Source organism: Methanosarcina mazei S-6, from assembly GCF_000970205.1.
GTDB classification, from domain to species: Archaea; Halobacteriota; Methanosarcinia; order Methanosarcinales; family Methanosarcinaceae; genus Methanosarcina; species Methanosarcina mazei.
On record NZ_CP009512.1, the window covers coordinates 688,749 to 705,462 of the forward strand.

The following is a 16,714-nucleotide window of genomic DNA, read 5'->3' on the forward strand; positions in this document are numbered from 1 at the left end:
TATATAGTTTCATGTGTTTTTTATAAAAAAACTAATATAAAAATACTTTCTATTATCTGGTTATTCTCTGTTTCTCTGCATATGCAGGGAAGGTGAAAAAGCTGGCAGAGAAACTTCACAGGATTGGGGTGATTTTATGAAAGCCGTTGTTTATAGAGGACCGAATCAGGTTTCTGTAGAAGAAGTCGAAGATCCGAAAATAGAGCACCCGGCAGATGCCATAATCAGGCTTACTTCGAGTGGCATATGCGGAAGCGACCTTCATATGTATGAAGGAAGAACTGTTGAAAAGCCGGGAAAAGTTCTTGGGCATGAGCCTCTAGGGGTTATAGAAGAGGTGGGGGACGCCGTGACCTCTTTTAAGAAAGGGGACAGGGTTGTCGTTACTTTTAACATTGCCTGCGGGCACTGTTTGAACTGTATTCGGGGTTTTACCAGCGCCTGCCTGACTGTTAATCCTGAAAGTGCAGGAGGAGCTTTTGGATATGCCAAAATGGGTCCTTATAGAGGGGCTCAGGCTGAATTTTTAAGGGTGCCGTTTGCCGACCTGAACTGTACGAAACTTCCAGGGTCTCCAGGGGATAAATGGGAAGACGATTTCATTATGCTGTCGGATGTATTTCCTACAGGTTTTTTTGCTACGCAGCTTGCAATGGTAATGCCAGGATTTCCTGTCGCGGTTTTCGGGGCAGGACCTGTAGGTTTGCTCTCAGCTTATTCCGCAATACTGCAGGGGGCAGCTCAGGTTTTTGTCGTTGATTACATTCCTGAGAGGCTGAAGCTGGCAAAGAGTATTGGTGCTATTCCTGTAGATTTTACACTTAGCGACCCCGTAGCCATGATTGAGGCATTAAGGTCTCAGCATTCGAGAGTGGATACCGTGCTTCCGGGCGAGGAAAAACTGCAGGGAATCATGTCCAGTATAGAAAACCTTGCCAAGAGTATAGGTGCTAACCTTGAACTCGCCAGGAGCGATCCCGTAACTATGATTCAGATGTTGAGGGCAGGAAACCCTGCAATTGTTCAGTCCCTGATTCCAGGTGAGGAAAAAATGAAAGGTGTGATGTCCGGTATAGACGCAGTCGGATATCAGGCAAGAGACAGGCAAGATCCCTCAAGGGAAAATCCAACGCAGGTGATAAGTGATCTGGTGAGGCTTATCAACCCGACCGGTCACCTGGGAGTTATCGGGGTCTACGTGGCAGATGACCCCGGAGCTTATAATGAACGCGCTAAGAAAGGGGAGTATATCCTGCCTTTTGGACAGCTCTGGGAAAAAGGTATAAGTGTAGGAACAGGCCAGACTCCGGTTAAGAAACTTCAACCGATGCTCAGGGATATGATAATTGCAGGCGTGGCAAAGCCAAGCTTTATAGTAAGTCACAAAATCTCCATAGAGGAAGCGCCTGATGCCTACAGGGAGTTTGCCAAACGCTCAGAAGGCTTTACAAAGGTAACAATTCAGTTTGAAAAATAAATTTTTAAATTTCTTTTTTCAAATTTCTTTTTTCAAATTTATCCTTTCAAATTTAATTTTTTAAATCTAATTTTTTAAATTTACCTTTTCAAATTTTTTTTCTGCTTCTAACAGGCTGGTTGAAACCTAAAGTAGTATGGATCTCCTTTATATTTGTCAATTATTGTTTTCTTTTTTCCGAATATAGAGTTCCCTTTTATTAGAGTGAAGTGAATTTTACTATATGCGTTTTACTATATGCGTTTTTTCTGAATTTCCAGCCGGAAACCTGAATGAAATGGCGGGGTTGAAATGGTAGTAATTTTTTAAGGAAAAAATATATTACTTCGGGGTCTGAAAAGTAAAAGAAATAGCTTTTGTTCGGATCATGGGTTTAAGACAAACTTACAAGGAATTCATCGATATGACGCCTGAAATACCTCCCAAAAACTTTACTCCCCACCTTCCTGAGGATTATGATGCCAGAATCTCCGGTGTTCTTCCTTATTATTCGTCTTTTCACCAGGAGACTATCAACCTTGTCAAATCACTGCCCTCAAGCCCGAAAATCTGGATGGATACCGGGTGTGGGACAGGTTCCCTGATAAATAAAGCGATTGAGGAATTTCTCGATACAAAATTCCTTTTACTCGACCCTTCTGAAAGCATGCTGGAGCAGGCTAAGGGGAAATTATCATTCTACCCGGATGGGAAGGTGGAGTTCCTGAAGGCTTCCTCCACCCAGGAATTTTCTCAGGAACTGGAAGAAAAGCCGGACGTTATCACTGCCATACAATGCCACCATTATCTCAGCCTGGAAGACCGTTCCCGAGCCACCAGAGTGTGTTATAATCTTCTGAAAGAGGGTGGAATTTACATTACATTCGAGAACATCAGGCCCCTTACAGAAGAAGGAGTCGCCGTGGGAAAAAGGTACTGGGGCAAATTTCAATCCCTGCATGGACGGAAAGAAAAGGAAATACAAACACATCTTGAGCGTTTTGATACCGAATATTTCCCAATAACTGTCGAGGAACACCTGAAGCTGTTGAGAGATACAGGGTTCAGGACTGTGGAACTATTCTGGTACTCTTATATGCAGGCTGGATTTTATTGCATTAAATAACTATGAAGATTAAAACCTTGAAACTTTGAAAAAAGAAACAGGAAAACGGGATAAAAGAACGAATTGAGAAAAAGAAAAGGGAAAAAGAAGCGACTTAATAAGAGTCTTTCTTTTTCGTGCTTCTTGTACTTCTGGTACTTCTTGAGTAATTTGTGCTTTTTGTGCCGCGAGATTCGCCTCTAGAATCCCCTCTGGATTCACCGCTTCTGGAATTGCCTCTAGAAGTGCCTCGATTATCGCTTCTGGTCTCCCCTGAATCCTTTGAGCTTCTTCCCCTGGATTTCTGGGCGAGTTCCACGAAGGGTTTGCTTCCTCTCCTTTTGTTTTTGAATATTTCGATCAGGGCTTCAGCCTGAGCAAATGGCAGAGTTACAAAGGAGAAATGCGGGAAAATTTCTGCATCCCTTACTTTGAGTTCGCCGTCCCCGAGTTCTTCCTGAATGAAATACGACAATTTGTCCGGAGTCATGCCGTCTGCTTTACCCATAGCTATGAAGAGCCTGGATTTGCCTTTCCTGTCGACATAGGAGCTGCCGCTGGAGATTTCAGTGTACATGCTTTCATCGAACTTGTCTTTGAAGGTGAACTTCAAAAGGGCAGCCAGAATTTTTTCTGCAGGGTATTCTTCAAGGAGCTTCTGGCTCATCTCAAGGCAGTCCCCGTACTCTTCCGTCTTTATGGTCTCTTCGAGTTCTGTTCTTACTCTGGCCCTTTTGGCTTTAATTACATCTTTTATTTCGGGAATGTGGCCTTTCTTCATTTCGGACTTTGAAGTCTTTTTAATGTAAGTAAGCCTTCTGAATTCCGTGGATGTGACAAAAGTAATGGCAGTTCCCTGCTTGCCTGCCCTTCCTGTCCTTCCTATCCTGTGCACATAGGACTCCGGGTCCTGGGGCAGGGCATAGTTGATGACGTGGGTCAGGTCCATAATGTCGATGCCTCTTGCGGCGACGTCGGTTGCTGCAAGGATGTTTATCTTCTGCTTCCTGAACTTGTTAAGGATCTTTTCCCTCTCCTGCTGGGAAAGGTCTCCGTGCAGGGCATCGGCTAAATAACCCCTGTCGCTGAGTTTCTGGGCAAGCTGGCTTGTGTCAGTTTTTGTCCGGCAGAACACGAGCCCGTAGAATTCGTCTTCAATGTCGATAATCCTGCAGAGAGCTTCGAACTTGTCGCTTTCCTTGACCTCAAAATAGATCTGTTCGGTCAGGGTTTCTGTAAGTTCCTCTTTTTCGATTGTAATGTGCTCATAGTTCTGCATATGCTTCTTGACGATTCCAAGAATTGCCTTTGGCATTGTGGCTGAAAAGAAAAGCATCCTCTTATTCGGGCCGGTTGATTTTAAGATCTCTTTTATGTCGTCAATAAAGCCCATGTTCAGCATTTCATCGGCTTCGTCAAGAACGAAATATGCGATATGTTCGAGGTTGAGGCTCTTTCTTTCGAGGTGGTCGATGACCCTTCCAGGAGTTCCTACAACAATGTCCACGCCGCTCTTCAGCACGCGAAGCTGCTGGGTCATGGACTGTCCTCCATATATAGGGACAATGTATAGTTTCTTGTCTCCTTTTATGGAGTTAAGTTCTTCTGAAACCTGAATTGCGAGTTCCCTTGTAGGGGTCAGGATTATTGCCTGAACGTGTCCTGATTTCTCAGGAATTTTCTCTATGATGGGGGCTCCGAAGGCTGTCGTTTTTCCTGTTCCTGTCTGGGCCTGCCCTATAATGTCTGCTTCTCCTTTCAAAAAAAGCGGAATGACTTTTTCCTGAATCGGGGTTGGTTCTTCGAAACCTTTCTTTTTGAGGGCTTTCAATGTACTGTCCGAGAGCCCAAGTGCCTTAAATTTTGCTAATTTTTCCATGTACTCACTCTAGAATTTACGATTATTTTCTACAGGCTCTGCAGATTGCAGACCTGCTGTTTACATACTATCTGCCGCAGTCCGTCAGTTTTCTTTACGGAAAGGCCCATTTATTAAAATCGGTACACGCTACCAGCTAAAGCAGGTAAACACGCCGCATAAATGGTTAATCTCCCCGGCACTGCGAAAAATTGCCTAAAACCAGGGAAATTCAGAATCAGTATAAATAAACTTACGCAGCAAAAAATGGCTTTCTTGGATAAGTTCGGGACACTTTTTGAATTCTTCCCCGTGATACAGGCAAATGAGTAACCAGACCGTTGTCTTTTACTCCAGTGAATACACACTAGACCCATTTCCTGTATATAACCTTTTGCTACCTATCAGGCAGAACTCCCTGAAAAAAGCTGTAAAACCCGGTTAAATTCGGGAGAAAACTTGAATTATAATAATTGTTAATCCAGAACCGGATGTATATTTGCTCTGATTTATATTTATTAAGTTTTAATTTTTTGTGCCAGGGCCTCTTTAATACCAGCCCTTTAAGTGAAGCTCGTCCGTCAGCATTTCCTTTAACAGGTTAAGCCTGTCTATGGAATTCCTTATCTGCTCGGGCTTGTCCTGAAGTTCCTCGCATCCGGTTTCTTCCTGGATGGTTGTAACCCTCAGGAGTTCGGCAAAATTTACGCATTCGTCCAGGAAGCTGTTAAACAGCCTGCGTGCCTGCACGAAATAATCAGAGGTCCTGAAATCCGGCTGAAGGGTTTTTTCATACTCTGCCCTTTGCTTCATCTCTGCAGCCAGTACACGGGCTTCAACATAGTCCCCTGTATTCAGAAAGTTTCCCAGATTCTGCAGGGTTGTCCCTATGTGCTGGATAAAATATGCAACCTCAAAAGCCCATTGTTTGTCGTAATCCGTTCCGGAGCCGGAGTTAAATGAAGATGAGTTCATCTGGAAAGGTCATCTCCTGCCATTTCCTATATTCACTTCTTCTCTGCTATTTCATACTTCTCTTTTACTTCTCTTTAACCTTTCCGGAATTAAATCAGTTATTTTTGGTACTTACCTGCTGGTTTTTAAGGCATGTTTTCATATCATTAAGCAGGAGCCGGGAATATATTCAGAATTAACCGGGATATGGAGGCAAAATTATGGAAGACAAAAAGAACATCGTGCCGGAAAAGAAGAGTTCTGAAATAGATCAACTGGAAGACGAGGAAGACCTTCTGTATACCCATAAGCCCGAAGCACGGGGCAATGAAATGCGCTGGAACAGTAGCTTATGCAGAAAATCCGGGCGCTGAGGACGATTAATTAACGCTACTCATTTTCTCTTTGAATATAATTCCAGTTTTCACTTTAACAGAATGAATTCTTATGCGCTGTCAGTTCCTTGTTGACATACACGCCCGGAGAGCTGTTGCTTCAGGGACTGAAAAGAAAGAATTCGCCGAAGCAATAGCAGTTGCCACATTTGTTGTGGTATCTCTATTTTATTTCCCGGAAGGTTGAGACGTTTTCAAAATACGAATCTCCTGCCGTATGTTCTATATCTTCTTCCTGTATGTTCTATATCTTCTTCCTGTATCTTTTTCCTGAAATATTCATATTACCGGAGATCCCGGGTAAATTACATGATTCCGGATAACTGTCTCTAAATATGTTCTATCTAATATCTTTTATATATGCTACTCCATGTTTATTTGAACTTGCATTAAGTTTCCATGTCTGAATCGCGAACTGAAATGCATTCAGGTTTATGAAAAGAATATTCAGACTTTTTGACTTAATGCTGGGGTTTTGAATCGATTGCTTAAGAACAAGGAAACTGGCATTTGATAAATCTCTCCGGATAATATCTTCACTTCAGTCCTGATCAGCCTGATTTACATGAATCCGGATATTACTGTATTTTTGAGAAAATGGAAAAACAAAATAGCATTAGGAATTACTCTATCCGGGAAAAATATCTCCACTCCGATACATATAAATATTTAATAACATATGGGTGAAATTAAATCTCTTCTTCTCTTTAACTATAGGACCAGCTTATACATAAAATGAACCTTTCAGCGTGGCATCTTAACATGAAGCAAATTCATTAAAAACAGGAACAGGGGTATAAAATATGTCGGAATCGAGAAATGTTTGGGAAGAATTTTTTGCAAACAAGAAAAGTGGTGGGCACAGGTCATCTGCGGAAGAATTTATATCCAAAGAGGCCAGGGAAAAGCTGTACCATCTGGATGGAGGCAAAACACTTCTCGACTTTGGATGCGGCGCAGGAGAGCTTCTGGTTTATTATTCTCTCGAATATGAAAAGCTCGTAGGAGCTGATTTTTCCGCATCAATGCTTGAAGAGGCAGGCAAAAGGATCAGGGAAAGAAAAAGGGACAATATAACTCTAATTCTGGCTAACGATAAAACCTTATGGGAGAAGCTTGACACTTCCTTTGACCGAATCACCGCAGCAGGTGTTATCCAGTACCTCACAGACGAAGAAGTTGATGATTTCATTGCCAATGCTTCCAGGCATCTGAACAAAGGAGGCAAAATTGTCCTTTTTGATCTTCTGGACCCCCGACTATATCCCCTCTGGAAAATAGGGCTATTTTCACGAGATTTCGGAGCAGATAAAATTCTTCGCAGAATTCTTTTTGACGCTCGTACAACTCTCCTGGCGGCTCTTAAAAATCGTCCAAAAGATATTCTCGGATACACCCATAAGCCCTACACAATAGAAAAAATCGCAAATAAACATGGTTTTAAGATGGAGTATGTCCAGTCCATGTATTACGAATATAAGTATCACGCAATAATTTCTTAAAAGAGATTCTACTGTTATCTAAAAACTTTCTTTCCGAATTTTTATCTTTTCAGATAAACCTTGACTGCCGTTTATTGGAGGAGTTAACATTTCCCCTGAAACAGTTAATCCATCAAGTCCCAAAAACATTGATCAGGGTAGTATTACCCTGTTTTCACAGGATTTTTCCAAAATTCACAGCGTCCCGGATAATATTTTTATTGCAAAACTTTTGAAAAATAAAATACATGATCGGTTTTATTCGACAATTTACGGGGAACTACAACCGCAAATTCTTTTTAACAATGTCACAGAAGGGCTTGTGTATAAAACTATACGGTCTCCATGTTTATCTCCACGCAGTTTACTTCCGGTGACAGACACTATTTTTGATTCCGGTCCAGGCAGGCGTGCGGGAGATGCCCTGAAAATTTTTGACAGCCTTGGATTCTGTGAAGCAGCGTCTCTTTCCTCTGTTCATTATCACGGACAGCAACGGCAGGCAGGGTCACTTTACATCTGCAGGCTTATACCAATGGTTAAATGTACCTATCAAATATCAATGGATATAAAAACGGATGATGCCCGCAGTTTTATCGAACTTAACAGCCCGGGTTCAAAACTGGTAATTAAGGAAGTAAATAACAGGGTTTTATTAATAAGTTATTTCGAAAGTTCTTCAGGCGACATCAGGTCCGAGACCATAACTCTGGGGAACTCCTCTGAGAAACTGGACTTCGAAATTGCGTTTGACGGGTGCAGCAAAACAAACACAATATCTACCAGAGATGGCAAATCCATTGTGACCCCCTTTTATAATTTCGAGAGGCAAAGGCTTCCTTATGTGGATTTCTCAAACGGGTATCTGAAATTCACATCCTTTATCACCGGAAAAGGAAGGTACATGGACATCAGCATCTACAATCTAAACCAGATAGCAGACCGAAAATTAGTAACCTCTGTCGGAGACTCCAGGCTGATTCCTTTCGGAATTGACGGTCCTCATGTAAGGAATACAACAGAGCAGGGAATACGTTATCTTAACAGCAAAAATAACAGAGGCACGATCTGGTTTGATATAGATCTCCTTGAGCAGTGCAGCGAGTCAGACATTGAGTACCTGCGAAGTCTGGTTTTTGATAATTCCTGGGATACCGGGGTACATTATTCTAAAGAATTGAACGCCTTCCCGCCTGAAGAGGCTTATAAGATTATGGACGAGGGCTATTCATATGTTTATGAGAAAATCGGGCAAAAACCTACAGGCTGGTGCTCGATGAGAAACAAGGATAATATTAAGCATGCCATTTATGCCTATGAAAACCTGGGGATGTTCTGGAGAAACGGAGACTCTGGAGTTCATGCGGAAAAAAACGTTGGAAACCTGGATGACAACACATGGGAGTGGTGGGAATCTGCTTCAAAAGCGGGTATGGCGTACCCTTCTTTTACTCATGAACTTGACCTTGATCCGGCTATAAAATATTCGATAAGCCGCTCGAAATTCCTCAACTGGGTCGATACTTACAATTCAAATGGTGCCTCAATAGTCTCTTTTTATGAGTACGGTCAGATAAGCCGTAACACCCATGAAGCCCGATTTGATATCCTTCAGCATACTGACAACTCTGTCATTTTCATCGCACACACAAACGGCTGCGACGCCCTGGCAAATGTAAATATAATGGCTGAAAAAGGCACAGGGGTCTACGATAATACCTCAGAAAAATCCCTTGACTACAGGGTAGATCAGGACAAATCGGTTACTTTCAGGGTTGAAAACAAACATACCTACAGCGTATATCTGCATAGTGCTGAATAAGGCGTAACCTGAATATCAACTAAACTTGGTATATGACTCTCCTTCTTTTATAAACTGAAATCGTATTATTGAGCGGAGGAATAAAATGCCATTCATGGATGAAATACTGCCTGAAACTGCTGAAGCATTCGGAAAACTGAGAAGTTCTATCTTTGAAGGTGGAGAACTTGACCGCAAAACCAAGGAACTTATAGCCGTTGCCTCCTCAGTCCTGATGCGTTGCCAGTACTGTGTTGATGTTCATTCTCAAAGAGCTGTTGCTAATGGAGCAAGCAAAAAAGAAGTTGCAGAAGCCATTGCTGTTGCCATGTTTATAGCCGGAGGCTCTCAGCTTAACTGGGCGAATAACTACGGCGAAAACGTTTATGATATCATCTTTAAGGAGAAAAAACCCCTGGAGTCCGGAAAAGAGAAATCGGATGAAGAGAAAGGCTGCTGCTGCGGTAAATAAATAACGGGCTAAGGCTTTGAGTTCGTTTTATCAATTGATTTTCAATCTGTTCTATTTTTTGCTTTTTTCCCATGTCTAATCTCATCAGAACTTGAACTTCTCCCTGCTCCTTTCCATAATTTTCACAAGGGAAAGCATAACAGGCACTTCCACAAGCACTCCCACAACTGTCGCGAGAGCTGCCCCTGATTCCATTCCAAATAGAATTAAAGCTACTGCTACCGCCAGTTCAAAGAAATTGCTGGCACCGATAAAGGTCGAGGGTGCAGCTTCCATATAAGGGATTTTAAGGTATTTCGCTCCTGCATAACCTATCCAGAAGATCAGGTAAGTTTGCAGAACAAGGGGGATCGCAATCAGGAGGATATGCAGAGGGTAATTAATGATGTTGCTTCCCTGGAATATAAAAATCAGGACAAGAGTTATCAAAAGCCCGGCAGGAGTGATCCATTGTGTTTTTCGTATAAGTTTATTTTCAAACCAGGAAATGCCTTTTTTCTTTATCATTACCTGCCTTGTCAGCACAGCAAGACCGAGAGGAATTGCCACATAAAACAGGACCGAGACAAAGATTGTCATTAGAGGAACAGGGAAGTCAGTTGTGACTCCGAGCAGGAATTTTCCCAGCGGGGCGAAAAGGACCAGGATTATAAGGTCATTTACTGAGACCTGAATTAAAGCATAGTTAATATTTGCTCTTGCAAGGTAGGTCCAGACAAGTACCATCGCCGTACAGGGGGCAAGCCCCAGAAGAATCATGCCTGCAATGTACTGTGCCTGAAGGTCAGCAGGGATCAGGGCTTCAAAAAGAACGCTCATAAAAAACCACGCAACAAAAGCCATTGTAAAGGGCTTTATCAACCAGTTTACGACAAGGGTCAGGACGAGGGGTTTCAGGTTCGCTTCGACATTCAAAATCTCTTCAAAATTAATTTTAAGCATTATAGGATACATCATGATCAGGAGTACTACAGCTACGGGGATCGAAACTTCTGCAATTTCAATTCCACCAAGGGCGCGCGCAAATCCTGGAAAAGCATATCCCAGTGCGGTTCCGAGTATGATGCAGACCGCAACCCAGATAGATAGGTATTTACTGAAAAAGTCGAGCTCCCTTTCTTCAGTTCCCTCAGGCATACTCTTCTCCTTCGTCCCACTCTTCTCCATCAAATTCTTTGCTCGCAGGGATAATTAATACGGGTTTTATGGTTTTTCGGAGAACGCTTTCTGCCGTGCTCCCGAGTATCAGGTCTATCAAATCCCCTTTCCCACGGGAAGTCAGCATAATCATAGTGGCCTCTTCTATGTTTGCAAATTTGACAATTTCGTCGGATGGGATGCCCTCAACAACAAGGTACTGGCTCTTTATGCCAGTAAGCTGCTCTTTTATTCTCCCTAGTTTTCCTTTTGCTTCTTCTCTCTGTTCATCCAGCAAATCCATGTCTTTTATGTTATCTATTACGTGCAGGAGCAGGACTTCTTTTACTATCCCCCCAAATTCCTGAAGCTGCTCTATCGCTTTCATTGACTCTTTCGAAAAATCAAGAGGCACAAGAACCCTTGAGAAAGTTGCCCTGCATGCATTTTTATAAAATTCTTTCCCTTCTTTCAGGGCATCGTACTTCTCAACAAGCAGAATCTTCTTTGAACTGCGTGCAATGTGTTCCGTAGTCCTCCCAAGAAATCTTCCTTTTATGAATCCCTTAGCTGTGGCTCCCATTATTATGGCATCAACATTTTTCCGGTCCGCGGTTTCTGAAATTGTCCTCTTAATATCTCCTACCACTACCAGAGCTTCGGTTTCAAGCCCCAGTTCCTCTGCAAAGCCCGTGTAGTCCTCAATTCTTTTCTTTGCATTTCTCTCAAACATGGGGGCAAGCCCCTGGCTTTTATGTATGTCCACAACGTGCAGAAGAATAACCTTCTTCAATCCCGCATTTTTAAATTCCCCTATGCAGCCAAGCAAGTCTTCCTTTTCAATGGTAAAGTCTACAGGAACAAGTACAGTTTCAATCAATCCGATTCCCCCTGTTTCAGGCTATAATAACATTTTAATCGAGCCTTCCCGTTAAAGCCCCTTTTAATAGTATTCTTCTGTCAATATAAATAAGGTGTGCAAACTTTCGATTTTGGGGTAAAAGAAGATAAAAACAATGCAATGATAAAATGGTTAAAGAAAACAGCTGGAATAAAGACAATAAGGATAAAAGTCCGGAATAAAAAATCCAGACTGGACGGACTCAAAAAAGCTTTTGAATAATCTTGAATAAAAAGGGTAAAGGTATAAAGAAAAAATGGGTAACGAAAAAAGATATAGAGAAAAAAATGGATAATGAAAAAAGATATAGAGAAAAAAATGTGTAAAGATAAAAAAGTATAACGAATGTGTGATGAGGTCACCTAAGATAAAAAGTATAACGAAAATATGGGTGTCACTCGGATTGCAGTATCTCTTTTACTTTGTCCCTTGCTTCCTTAACTTCTTCGTCTTTAAGATCCAGATCTTTGTTCTTTTTGATTCCTAACTCGGAGATCACAATATGCCTGTCCGGGGTAAATCCTGCAAGTTCAAGGGTCTCTTTCGTGCAGTTTAAGGGGCAGCCGTCAATAGCTATAAGCCTCTCGGAACCTTCGGCCGATTTCAGGAGCCCGTTGATCCTGCCGCCAATCCCGACGGTGCACATCATTTTCCCGACTTCCTGCTTTGTAAGTTCGACTGCAATTTTGTTCGCTATCTGACCGACGTTGGACGCTCCGCTGCAGGCAAAGATTCCGACATTTGCCGAGCCGCATGAACATTTTGTTTCTTCTGCCATTATTTTTCTCTCCTGTTTGTTTAGTGACTCTCATTTGGTGATCCATTTCTTGATGTCTTCCACGCTTGGGACTTTTCCTGCGACTTTGACGTCTCCGTCAATAACAAGGGCAGGCGTGACCATAACTCCATATCCAAGAATTTTATCAAAATCCTCTACCTTGACAATTTCAGCATCAACGCCCAGTTCTTTGACTGCTTTTTCTGCCAGTTCCTTTGTTTTTTTGCATTTGGCACATCCAGTACCCAGTATTTCGATTTTCATGTATTTCACCTGAACATTTTATTAATTTTATTTATTCTCTATCATTTTTTTATTTGATCTCTAGCCTTCATTTCTTCTTAGGGTTATTTAGATCTTGTTTGTTTCAGTATTATTTTTTACACAATCGTAAGTCCGAATATATACCCCGAAATAGTTGCAACCACTATTACGAAGAAAATATAAGTCATTCCTTTTTTTATTCCCATTACCCGGTTGATAACAATCATACTTGGAAGGCTAAGTGCCGGACCTGCAAGAAGCATGGCAAGAGAAGGTCCTGTTCCCATTCCAAGCAGGGTAAGAGCTTTGATGATAGGGACTTCCGTAAGAGTGGAGAAGTACATAAGGGCTGCTGCAATAGATGCGACAAAGTTAGAAGCAATGGAATTCCCTCCTACCAGAGATGCTACAATCTCTTTTGGGAGCACTTCAACTATAATGCCTGCGAAAAATACACCTATAAGGAGCAGGGGTGTGATCTGTTTTATCAGGAACCAGGTCTCTCCCATCCAGCTTTCAAGCTCCTCTTTTGAGAACCACTTAATAGACAGGTATGCAGTAAGAGCTATCAGGGGTATCCAGGCAATTATTTGATTTGTGAATTTCCAGCCCCACGAGGACATGAATTCCGGTGCTACAAGAACTGCAATTAGCAAAATAAAAAGTTCAACAGTGTGTTTGTGTTCTTCTTCTCCAAAGGTTTTTATGGAACTCTTTTCCGCTTCTTTCCTTTCGTAAATCAGAGACATTGTAAGGCCTATAAACACTGACATAATTACAGCCAAAATGGCTCTTGCAGCTCCGATATCATATCCCAGGATTTTTGCGGTATAAACAACTGCAAGGATATTGATTGCCGGGGCAGAGAAAAGAAAAGTGGTTGCAGGACCTATTCCTGCTCCTCTTTTGTATATCCCCGCAAAAAGAGGAAGAGCCGTACAGCTGCAGACCGCAAGAAGGCAGCCTGAAACCGCAGCTACGGTATATGAGATATATTTTGGGGTATCCGCGCCAAAGAACTTCAATACGGATTCTTTGGAAAAGAGGGAGGCTATTGCTCCAGCTAGAAGAAAGGCAGGTAGGAGGCACATCAGCACATGCAGAGCTAGATACTCCTGAAGCGACTGGAACCCGACCGATATGAGATACATAAGATAATCAATGGTCATTTTTCCACCAGGTTTTTTCAGATTTCTTGTTATTATTTCAAATATATTTGAAATAAACTATATAAAATTTCCTATTTCAAATTATTTTGAAATAAGTTTGGAGCCTGTATTTCATGTCTACTGCAGATCTCCTGAAGGGTTCGAATATGAGTTTATTTATATATTTTCTGTAGCGTTTTATAGGGATGAAAATTAAAGTCGAATCAAGCTGTATATCCAGAAAAAGGTGTTTTCTTTATACTATTCTTCTGTTCATCCTTGCAGGTGTTTTTGAAATCGGAGGAGGATATCTGGTCTGGTTGTGGTTAAGGGAAAATAAGGGAGCATTATTCGGGCTTCTGGGAGGGCTGATATTTAGCTATCTATGGAGTCATCCCAACCTTTCAATCGGCAAATTTCGGAAGAGTTTCTGCTGCATACGGAGGAATTTTTATTATTTCCTCTCTTATATGGGGCTTTTTTGTCGATAAAAAGAGACCTGACAGATATGAGGTTACAGGTGCATTGATAGCACTTGTGGGAGTTTTTGTAATGTTCTATACCCCTCGCTGAACCTGAGAGAAGAGAGCTGGACTGGTAAGTTTGTCTCTGAAAACCTTAAATTTCGGGACACGTAATCCAGTCCTCATTTCCCTGCTGCCTTTTACGCCTCTTTTGCTACTTCTTTCATCATTTCTCCCACAAGGGTTGCTTTTTCGCAGTGGGAAGCCTCTTTGGGGCTGCAGTTTATGAGGATACTCATCAGCCTGTCTGCTGTCCTGTAGTATTTCATGTCTTCAAGCCTGGTCAGAAGTTTGGATAGACTTTCGCTGAATTCTCTGCATTTTTCATGGTCACATACCGCCTGTTCATGCAGACGGTTCGCGCGTTCCAATTCATCAATTATCTCAGATGGGATTTTTTCTGTCATATGAAACCGTCCTGTCATGTGACCCTTAATTTATTGTCTTCCAGGCATCTCTTAAAACGTATATTCATGTTTACAGTGTTCCTTTAAATCCTCTATAAAAGCAGCGTAAAAGTTCTCAGGAATTATAATTCCCTCTTCTCTTTATCAGACATACTTTCTCTAAAAAACATGTTTTTCTGCGAACTAAAAAACAGTTAAGAAATAAAAAACAGTTAAGAAATATAAAACAGTTAAGAAATATAAAACAGTTAAGAAATAAAAAACAGTTAAGAAATAAAAAACAGTTAAGAAATAAAAAAATCTGTTTGAGAGCCAGGGTGAAGATTCACCCGAACTCAAATGTTGTATGCTGCTTCACCATGCTGGGTTTTGTCAAGCCCTATGATTTCTTCGCTTTCACTGACTTTGAGCCCTATCGTTTTATGGAGTACAAATCCTATCAGCAGGGTGCAGGCCATTGCGTATACAATTGTGATAACCACGCCCTGAAGCTGAATCATCAACTGGGCAGAGTTCCCGAGAAGTAGGCCTTCTCCGCCTACACTTGCATATACGCCTGTTAATATCGCACCGACTATTCCGCCGACTCCGTGAACTCCAAATGCATCAAGTGAATCGTCGTATCCTAGCCTGTTTTTGAACATCACAGCCTGGTAACATATGAAGCTTGCAATCGCACCTATGGCAATCGCGGCTACTGGAGTGACAAATCCGGCAGCAGGAGTTATCCCTACAAGCCCTGCCAGGATGCCGGTTGCAAACCCGAGTGCGGTGGGGCGTCCAAGGTGCGCCCATTCAAGCGCCATCCAGACAAAACCTGCTGCAGCGGGAGCAACGAGCGTGGTCATGAATGCAAGGGCTGCTATTTCGTTTGCAGCAAGAGCCGAGCCTGCGTTGAACCCGAACCACCCGAACCAGAGAAGTCCGGCTCCGAGGAGGGTCAGGGTAACGTTGTGCGGCTTCAGGGAATCAACACCATATCCCCTTCTCTTGCCGAGGTATGCCAGTATTGCAAGTGAAGACATACCTGCAGTTATGTGGACAACCGTACCGCCTGCAAAGTCAAGGGCTTCTCCGGTAAGGAATCCGCCGCCCCAAACCCAGTGACATACCGGGGCATAGACAATAAGGCCCCAGAGCAGGATGAACGCGATGTAAGACTTGAACTTGACACGCCCTACTATGGCACCGGATATAAGTGCAGGAGTAATTATTGCGAACATTCCCTGGAATGCAACAAATGCATAGGTGGGAATCGTACCTGTTACGGAGTAAGGATCAATCCCGCTCAGAAACACATTCTCAAGGCCGCCAATAAACCAGTTGCCTTCTGAAAACGCAAGGGAGTAACCTATTATTATCCATTCAAGAGCCAGGACGCCCATTGCAACGAATGAATGCATCATGCTGCTCAGGACGTTTTTACGCTGGACAAGCCCTCCGTAGAACAGTGCCAGCGCAGGAACCATTAATAATACCAATGCCGATGAAAGCAATACCCATACAGTGTCTGCTCCGTTTATAGCCATTTTCAACCCCTCAAATTGCCTCAGGTCCGGTTTCGTTCGTGCGGATCCTTATCACGTTTTCAAGTGGCAGCACGAAGATCTTTCCGCTTCCAACGTAACCGTCACTGCCTTTTGCTCCAGTTTTTATTGCCTCAATTGTTGGCTCAAGGAATTCGTCATTTACAGCGATTTCGATCTTGATTTTTTCAAGCAGGTTTGCATCATATTCCATCGCTCTGTAGATTTCCATATATCCTTTTTGAGCGCCATAGCCGGAAACGGATGATACAGTCAACCTGCTCACTTCGATTTTCTGAAGCTCTCTTTTGACTGCATCAAGCCTTTCAGGCCTTATCATTGCAATTACGTATTTCATCGCGACCACCAGTAGGTATCCTCTATCCTACTTTATTCTATTTAATTCTATCTAAATATGTGCTAATTATTTGAACAGTTTGGGGCAAAAACCTGTAAAAATATTCGTTATTGAATTCGATCAACCCGGGTTCAAAACCCAGACTTCCC

The 16,714-nt window shown here is 42.4% G+C and carries 18 protein-coding genes and 1 pseudogene; 9 read left to right on the top strand and 10 right to left on the bottom strand.

Translation table 11 applies throughout. The features are described 5' to 3' along the window. Nucleotides 1–136 precede the first annotated feature (136 nt). The gene (locus MSMAS_RS03020) at nt 137–1,477 is read left to right on the top strand and encodes a glutathione-independent formaldehyde dehydrogenase (protein WP_011032700.1); all 1,341 of its coding nucleotides are present in this window, start codon (nt 137–139) and stop codon (nt 1,475–1,477) included. A gap of 367 nt (nt 1,478–1,844) precedes the next feature. Further along, the gene (locus MSMAS_RS03025) at nt 1,845–2,582 is read left to right on the top strand and encodes a class I SAM-dependent methyltransferase (protein WP_230625104.1); all 738 of its coding nucleotides are present in this window, start codon (nt 1,845–1,847) and stop codon (nt 2,580–2,582) included. 94 nt (nt 2,583–2,676) lie between these two features. Here MSMAS_RS03025 and MSMAS_RS03030 read toward each other — a convergent pair whose 3' ends face one another. After that, on the bottom strand, nt 2,677–4,440 hold the full coding sequence (locus tag MSMAS_RS03030; RefSeq protein ID WP_048046318.1) for a DEAD/DEAH box helicase: 1,764 nt from the start codon (nt 4,438–4,440) through the stop codon (nt 2,677–2,679). 528 nt (nt 4,441–4,968) lie between these two features. Further along, nucleotides 4,969–5,394 (bottom strand): hypothetical protein, encoded by a 426-nt coding sequence (locus tag MSMAS_RS03035; RefSeq protein ID WP_011032697.1) that lies wholly within the window; start codon nt 5,392–5,394, stop codon nt 4,969–4,971. A 200-nt stretch (nt 5,395–5,594) separates the two neighbouring features. On the opposite strand from MSMAS_RS03035, the gene MSMAS_RS18565 reads away from it, so the two are divergent. The 5 genes from MSMAS_RS18565 to MSMAS_RS03050 all read left to right on the top strand — a co-directional run bounded on the left by MSMAS_RS18565 (nt 5,595) and on the right by MSMAS_RS03050 (nt 9,522). Beyond that, nucleotides 5,595–5,747 carry a hypothetical protein gene (locus tag MSMAS_RS18565; RefSeq protein ID WP_015411322.1) on the top strand — a complete coding sequence of 51 codons (153 nt, stop codon included), beginning with the start codon at nt 5,595–5,597 and terminating at the stop codon, nt 5,745–5,747. A gap of 73 nt (nt 5,748–5,820) precedes the next feature. Continuing rightward, nucleotides 5,821–5,955 carry a hypothetical protein gene (locus MSMAS_RS19690; protein ID WP_015411321.1) on the top strand — a complete coding sequence of 45 codons (135 nt, stop codon included), beginning with the start codon at nt 5,821–5,823 and terminating at the stop codon, nt 5,953–5,955. A 616-nt stretch (nt 5,956–6,571) separates the two neighbouring features. After that, the gene (locus tag MSMAS_RS03040) at nt 6,572–7,270 is read left to right on the top strand and encodes a class I SAM-dependent methyltransferase (RefSeq protein WP_011032696.1); all 699 of its coding nucleotides are present in this window, start codon (nt 6,572–6,574) and stop codon (nt 7,268–7,270) included. A gap of 352 nt (nt 7,271–7,622) precedes the next feature. Next, nucleotides 7,623–9,071 (top strand): hypothetical protein, encoded by a 1,449-nt coding sequence (locus tag MSMAS_RS03045; RefSeq protein WP_015411319.1) that lies wholly within the window; start codon nt 7,623–7,625, stop codon nt 9,069–9,071. 85 nt (nt 9,072–9,156) lie between these two features. Further along, complete coding sequence (locus MSMAS_RS03050) at nt 9,157–9,522, top strand: carboxymuconolactone decarboxylase family protein (protein ID WP_011032694.1); 366 nt, start codon at nt 9,157–9,159, stop codon at nt 9,520–9,522. Nucleotides 9,523–9,606: 84 nt separating this feature from the next. Here the strand turns inward: MSMAS_RS03050 and arsB are convergent, their stop codons facing one another. The 5 genes from arsB to MSMAS_RS03075 form a co-directional block, all read right to left on the bottom strand. Beyond that, a complete protein-coding gene (gene arsB / locus MSMAS_RS03055; protein ID WP_015411318.1) occupies nt 9,607–10,659 on the bottom strand; it encodes an ACR3 family arsenite efflux transporter in 1,053 nt (350 codons plus the stop codon). Next, complete coding sequence (locus MSMAS_RS03060) at nt 10,652–11,539, bottom strand: universal stress protein (protein WP_011032692.1); 888 nt, start codon at nt 11,537–11,539, stop codon at nt 10,652–10,654. Before MSMAS_RS03060 ends, arsB begins: the two co-directional genes overlap by 8 nt. A 415-nt stretch (nt 11,540–11,954) precedes the next feature. Continuing rightward, a complete protein-coding gene (locus MSMAS_RS03065; RefSeq protein WP_011032689.1) occupies nt 11,955–12,338 on the bottom strand; it encodes a putative zinc-binding protein in 384 nt (127 codons plus the stop codon). Between the two features lie 30 nt (nt 12,339–12,368). Then, nucleotides 12,369–12,602, bottom strand: a complete 234-nt coding sequence (locus MSMAS_RS03070; RefSeq protein WP_015411315.1) for a thioredoxin family protein — start codon at nt 12,600–12,602, stop codon at nt 12,369–12,371. Between the two features lie 116 nt (nt 12,603–12,718). Then, nucleotides 12,719–13,771 carry a permease gene (locus MSMAS_RS03075; RefSeq protein ID WP_048036307.1) on the bottom strand — a complete coding sequence of 351 codons (1,053 nt, stop codon included), beginning with the start codon at nt 13,769–13,771 and terminating at the stop codon, nt 12,719–12,721. Between the two features lie 185 nt (nt 13,772–13,956). Between MSMAS_RS03075 and MSMAS_RS19890 the strand changes: the two are divergent. Both MSMAS_RS19890 and MSMAS_RS19895 read left to right on the top strand, forming a co-directional pair. Beyond that, nucleotides 13,957–14,112 (top strand): annotated as a pseudogene (locus tag MSMAS_RS19890) (hypothetical protein); the annotation flags it as partial. A 31-nt stretch (nt 14,113–14,143) separates the two neighbouring features. Then, on the top strand, nt 14,144–14,323 hold the full coding sequence (locus MSMAS_RS19895; RefSeq protein WP_342763997.1) for a YnfA family protein: 180 nt from the start codon (nt 14,144–14,146) through the stop codon (nt 14,321–14,323). A gap of 91 nt (nt 14,324–14,414) precedes the next feature. Here MSMAS_RS19895 and MSMAS_RS03090 read toward each other — a convergent pair whose 3' ends face one another. The 3 genes from MSMAS_RS03090 to MSMAS_RS03100 all read right to left on the bottom strand — a co-directional run bounded on the left by MSMAS_RS03090 (nt 14,415) and on the right by MSMAS_RS03100 (nt 16,565). Further along, nucleotides 14,415–14,681, bottom strand: coding sequence for a hypothetical protein (locus tag MSMAS_RS03090; protein ID WP_011032685.1), 267 nt, complete (start codon nt 14,679–14,681; stop codon nt 14,415–14,417). A gap of 335 nt (nt 14,682–15,016) precedes the next feature. Continuing rightward, complete coding sequence (locus tag MSMAS_RS03095; RefSeq protein WP_015411313.1) at nt 15,017–16,210, bottom strand: ammonium transporter; 1,194 nt, start codon at nt 16,208–16,210, stop codon at nt 15,017–15,019. A gap of 10 nt (nt 16,211–16,220) precedes the next feature. Then, nucleotides 16,221–16,565, bottom strand: coding sequence for a P-II family nitrogen regulator (locus tag MSMAS_RS03100; protein WP_015411312.1), 345 nt, complete (start codon nt 16,563–16,565; stop codon nt 16,221–16,223). Nucleotides 16,566–16,714: the final 149 nt, after the last annotated feature.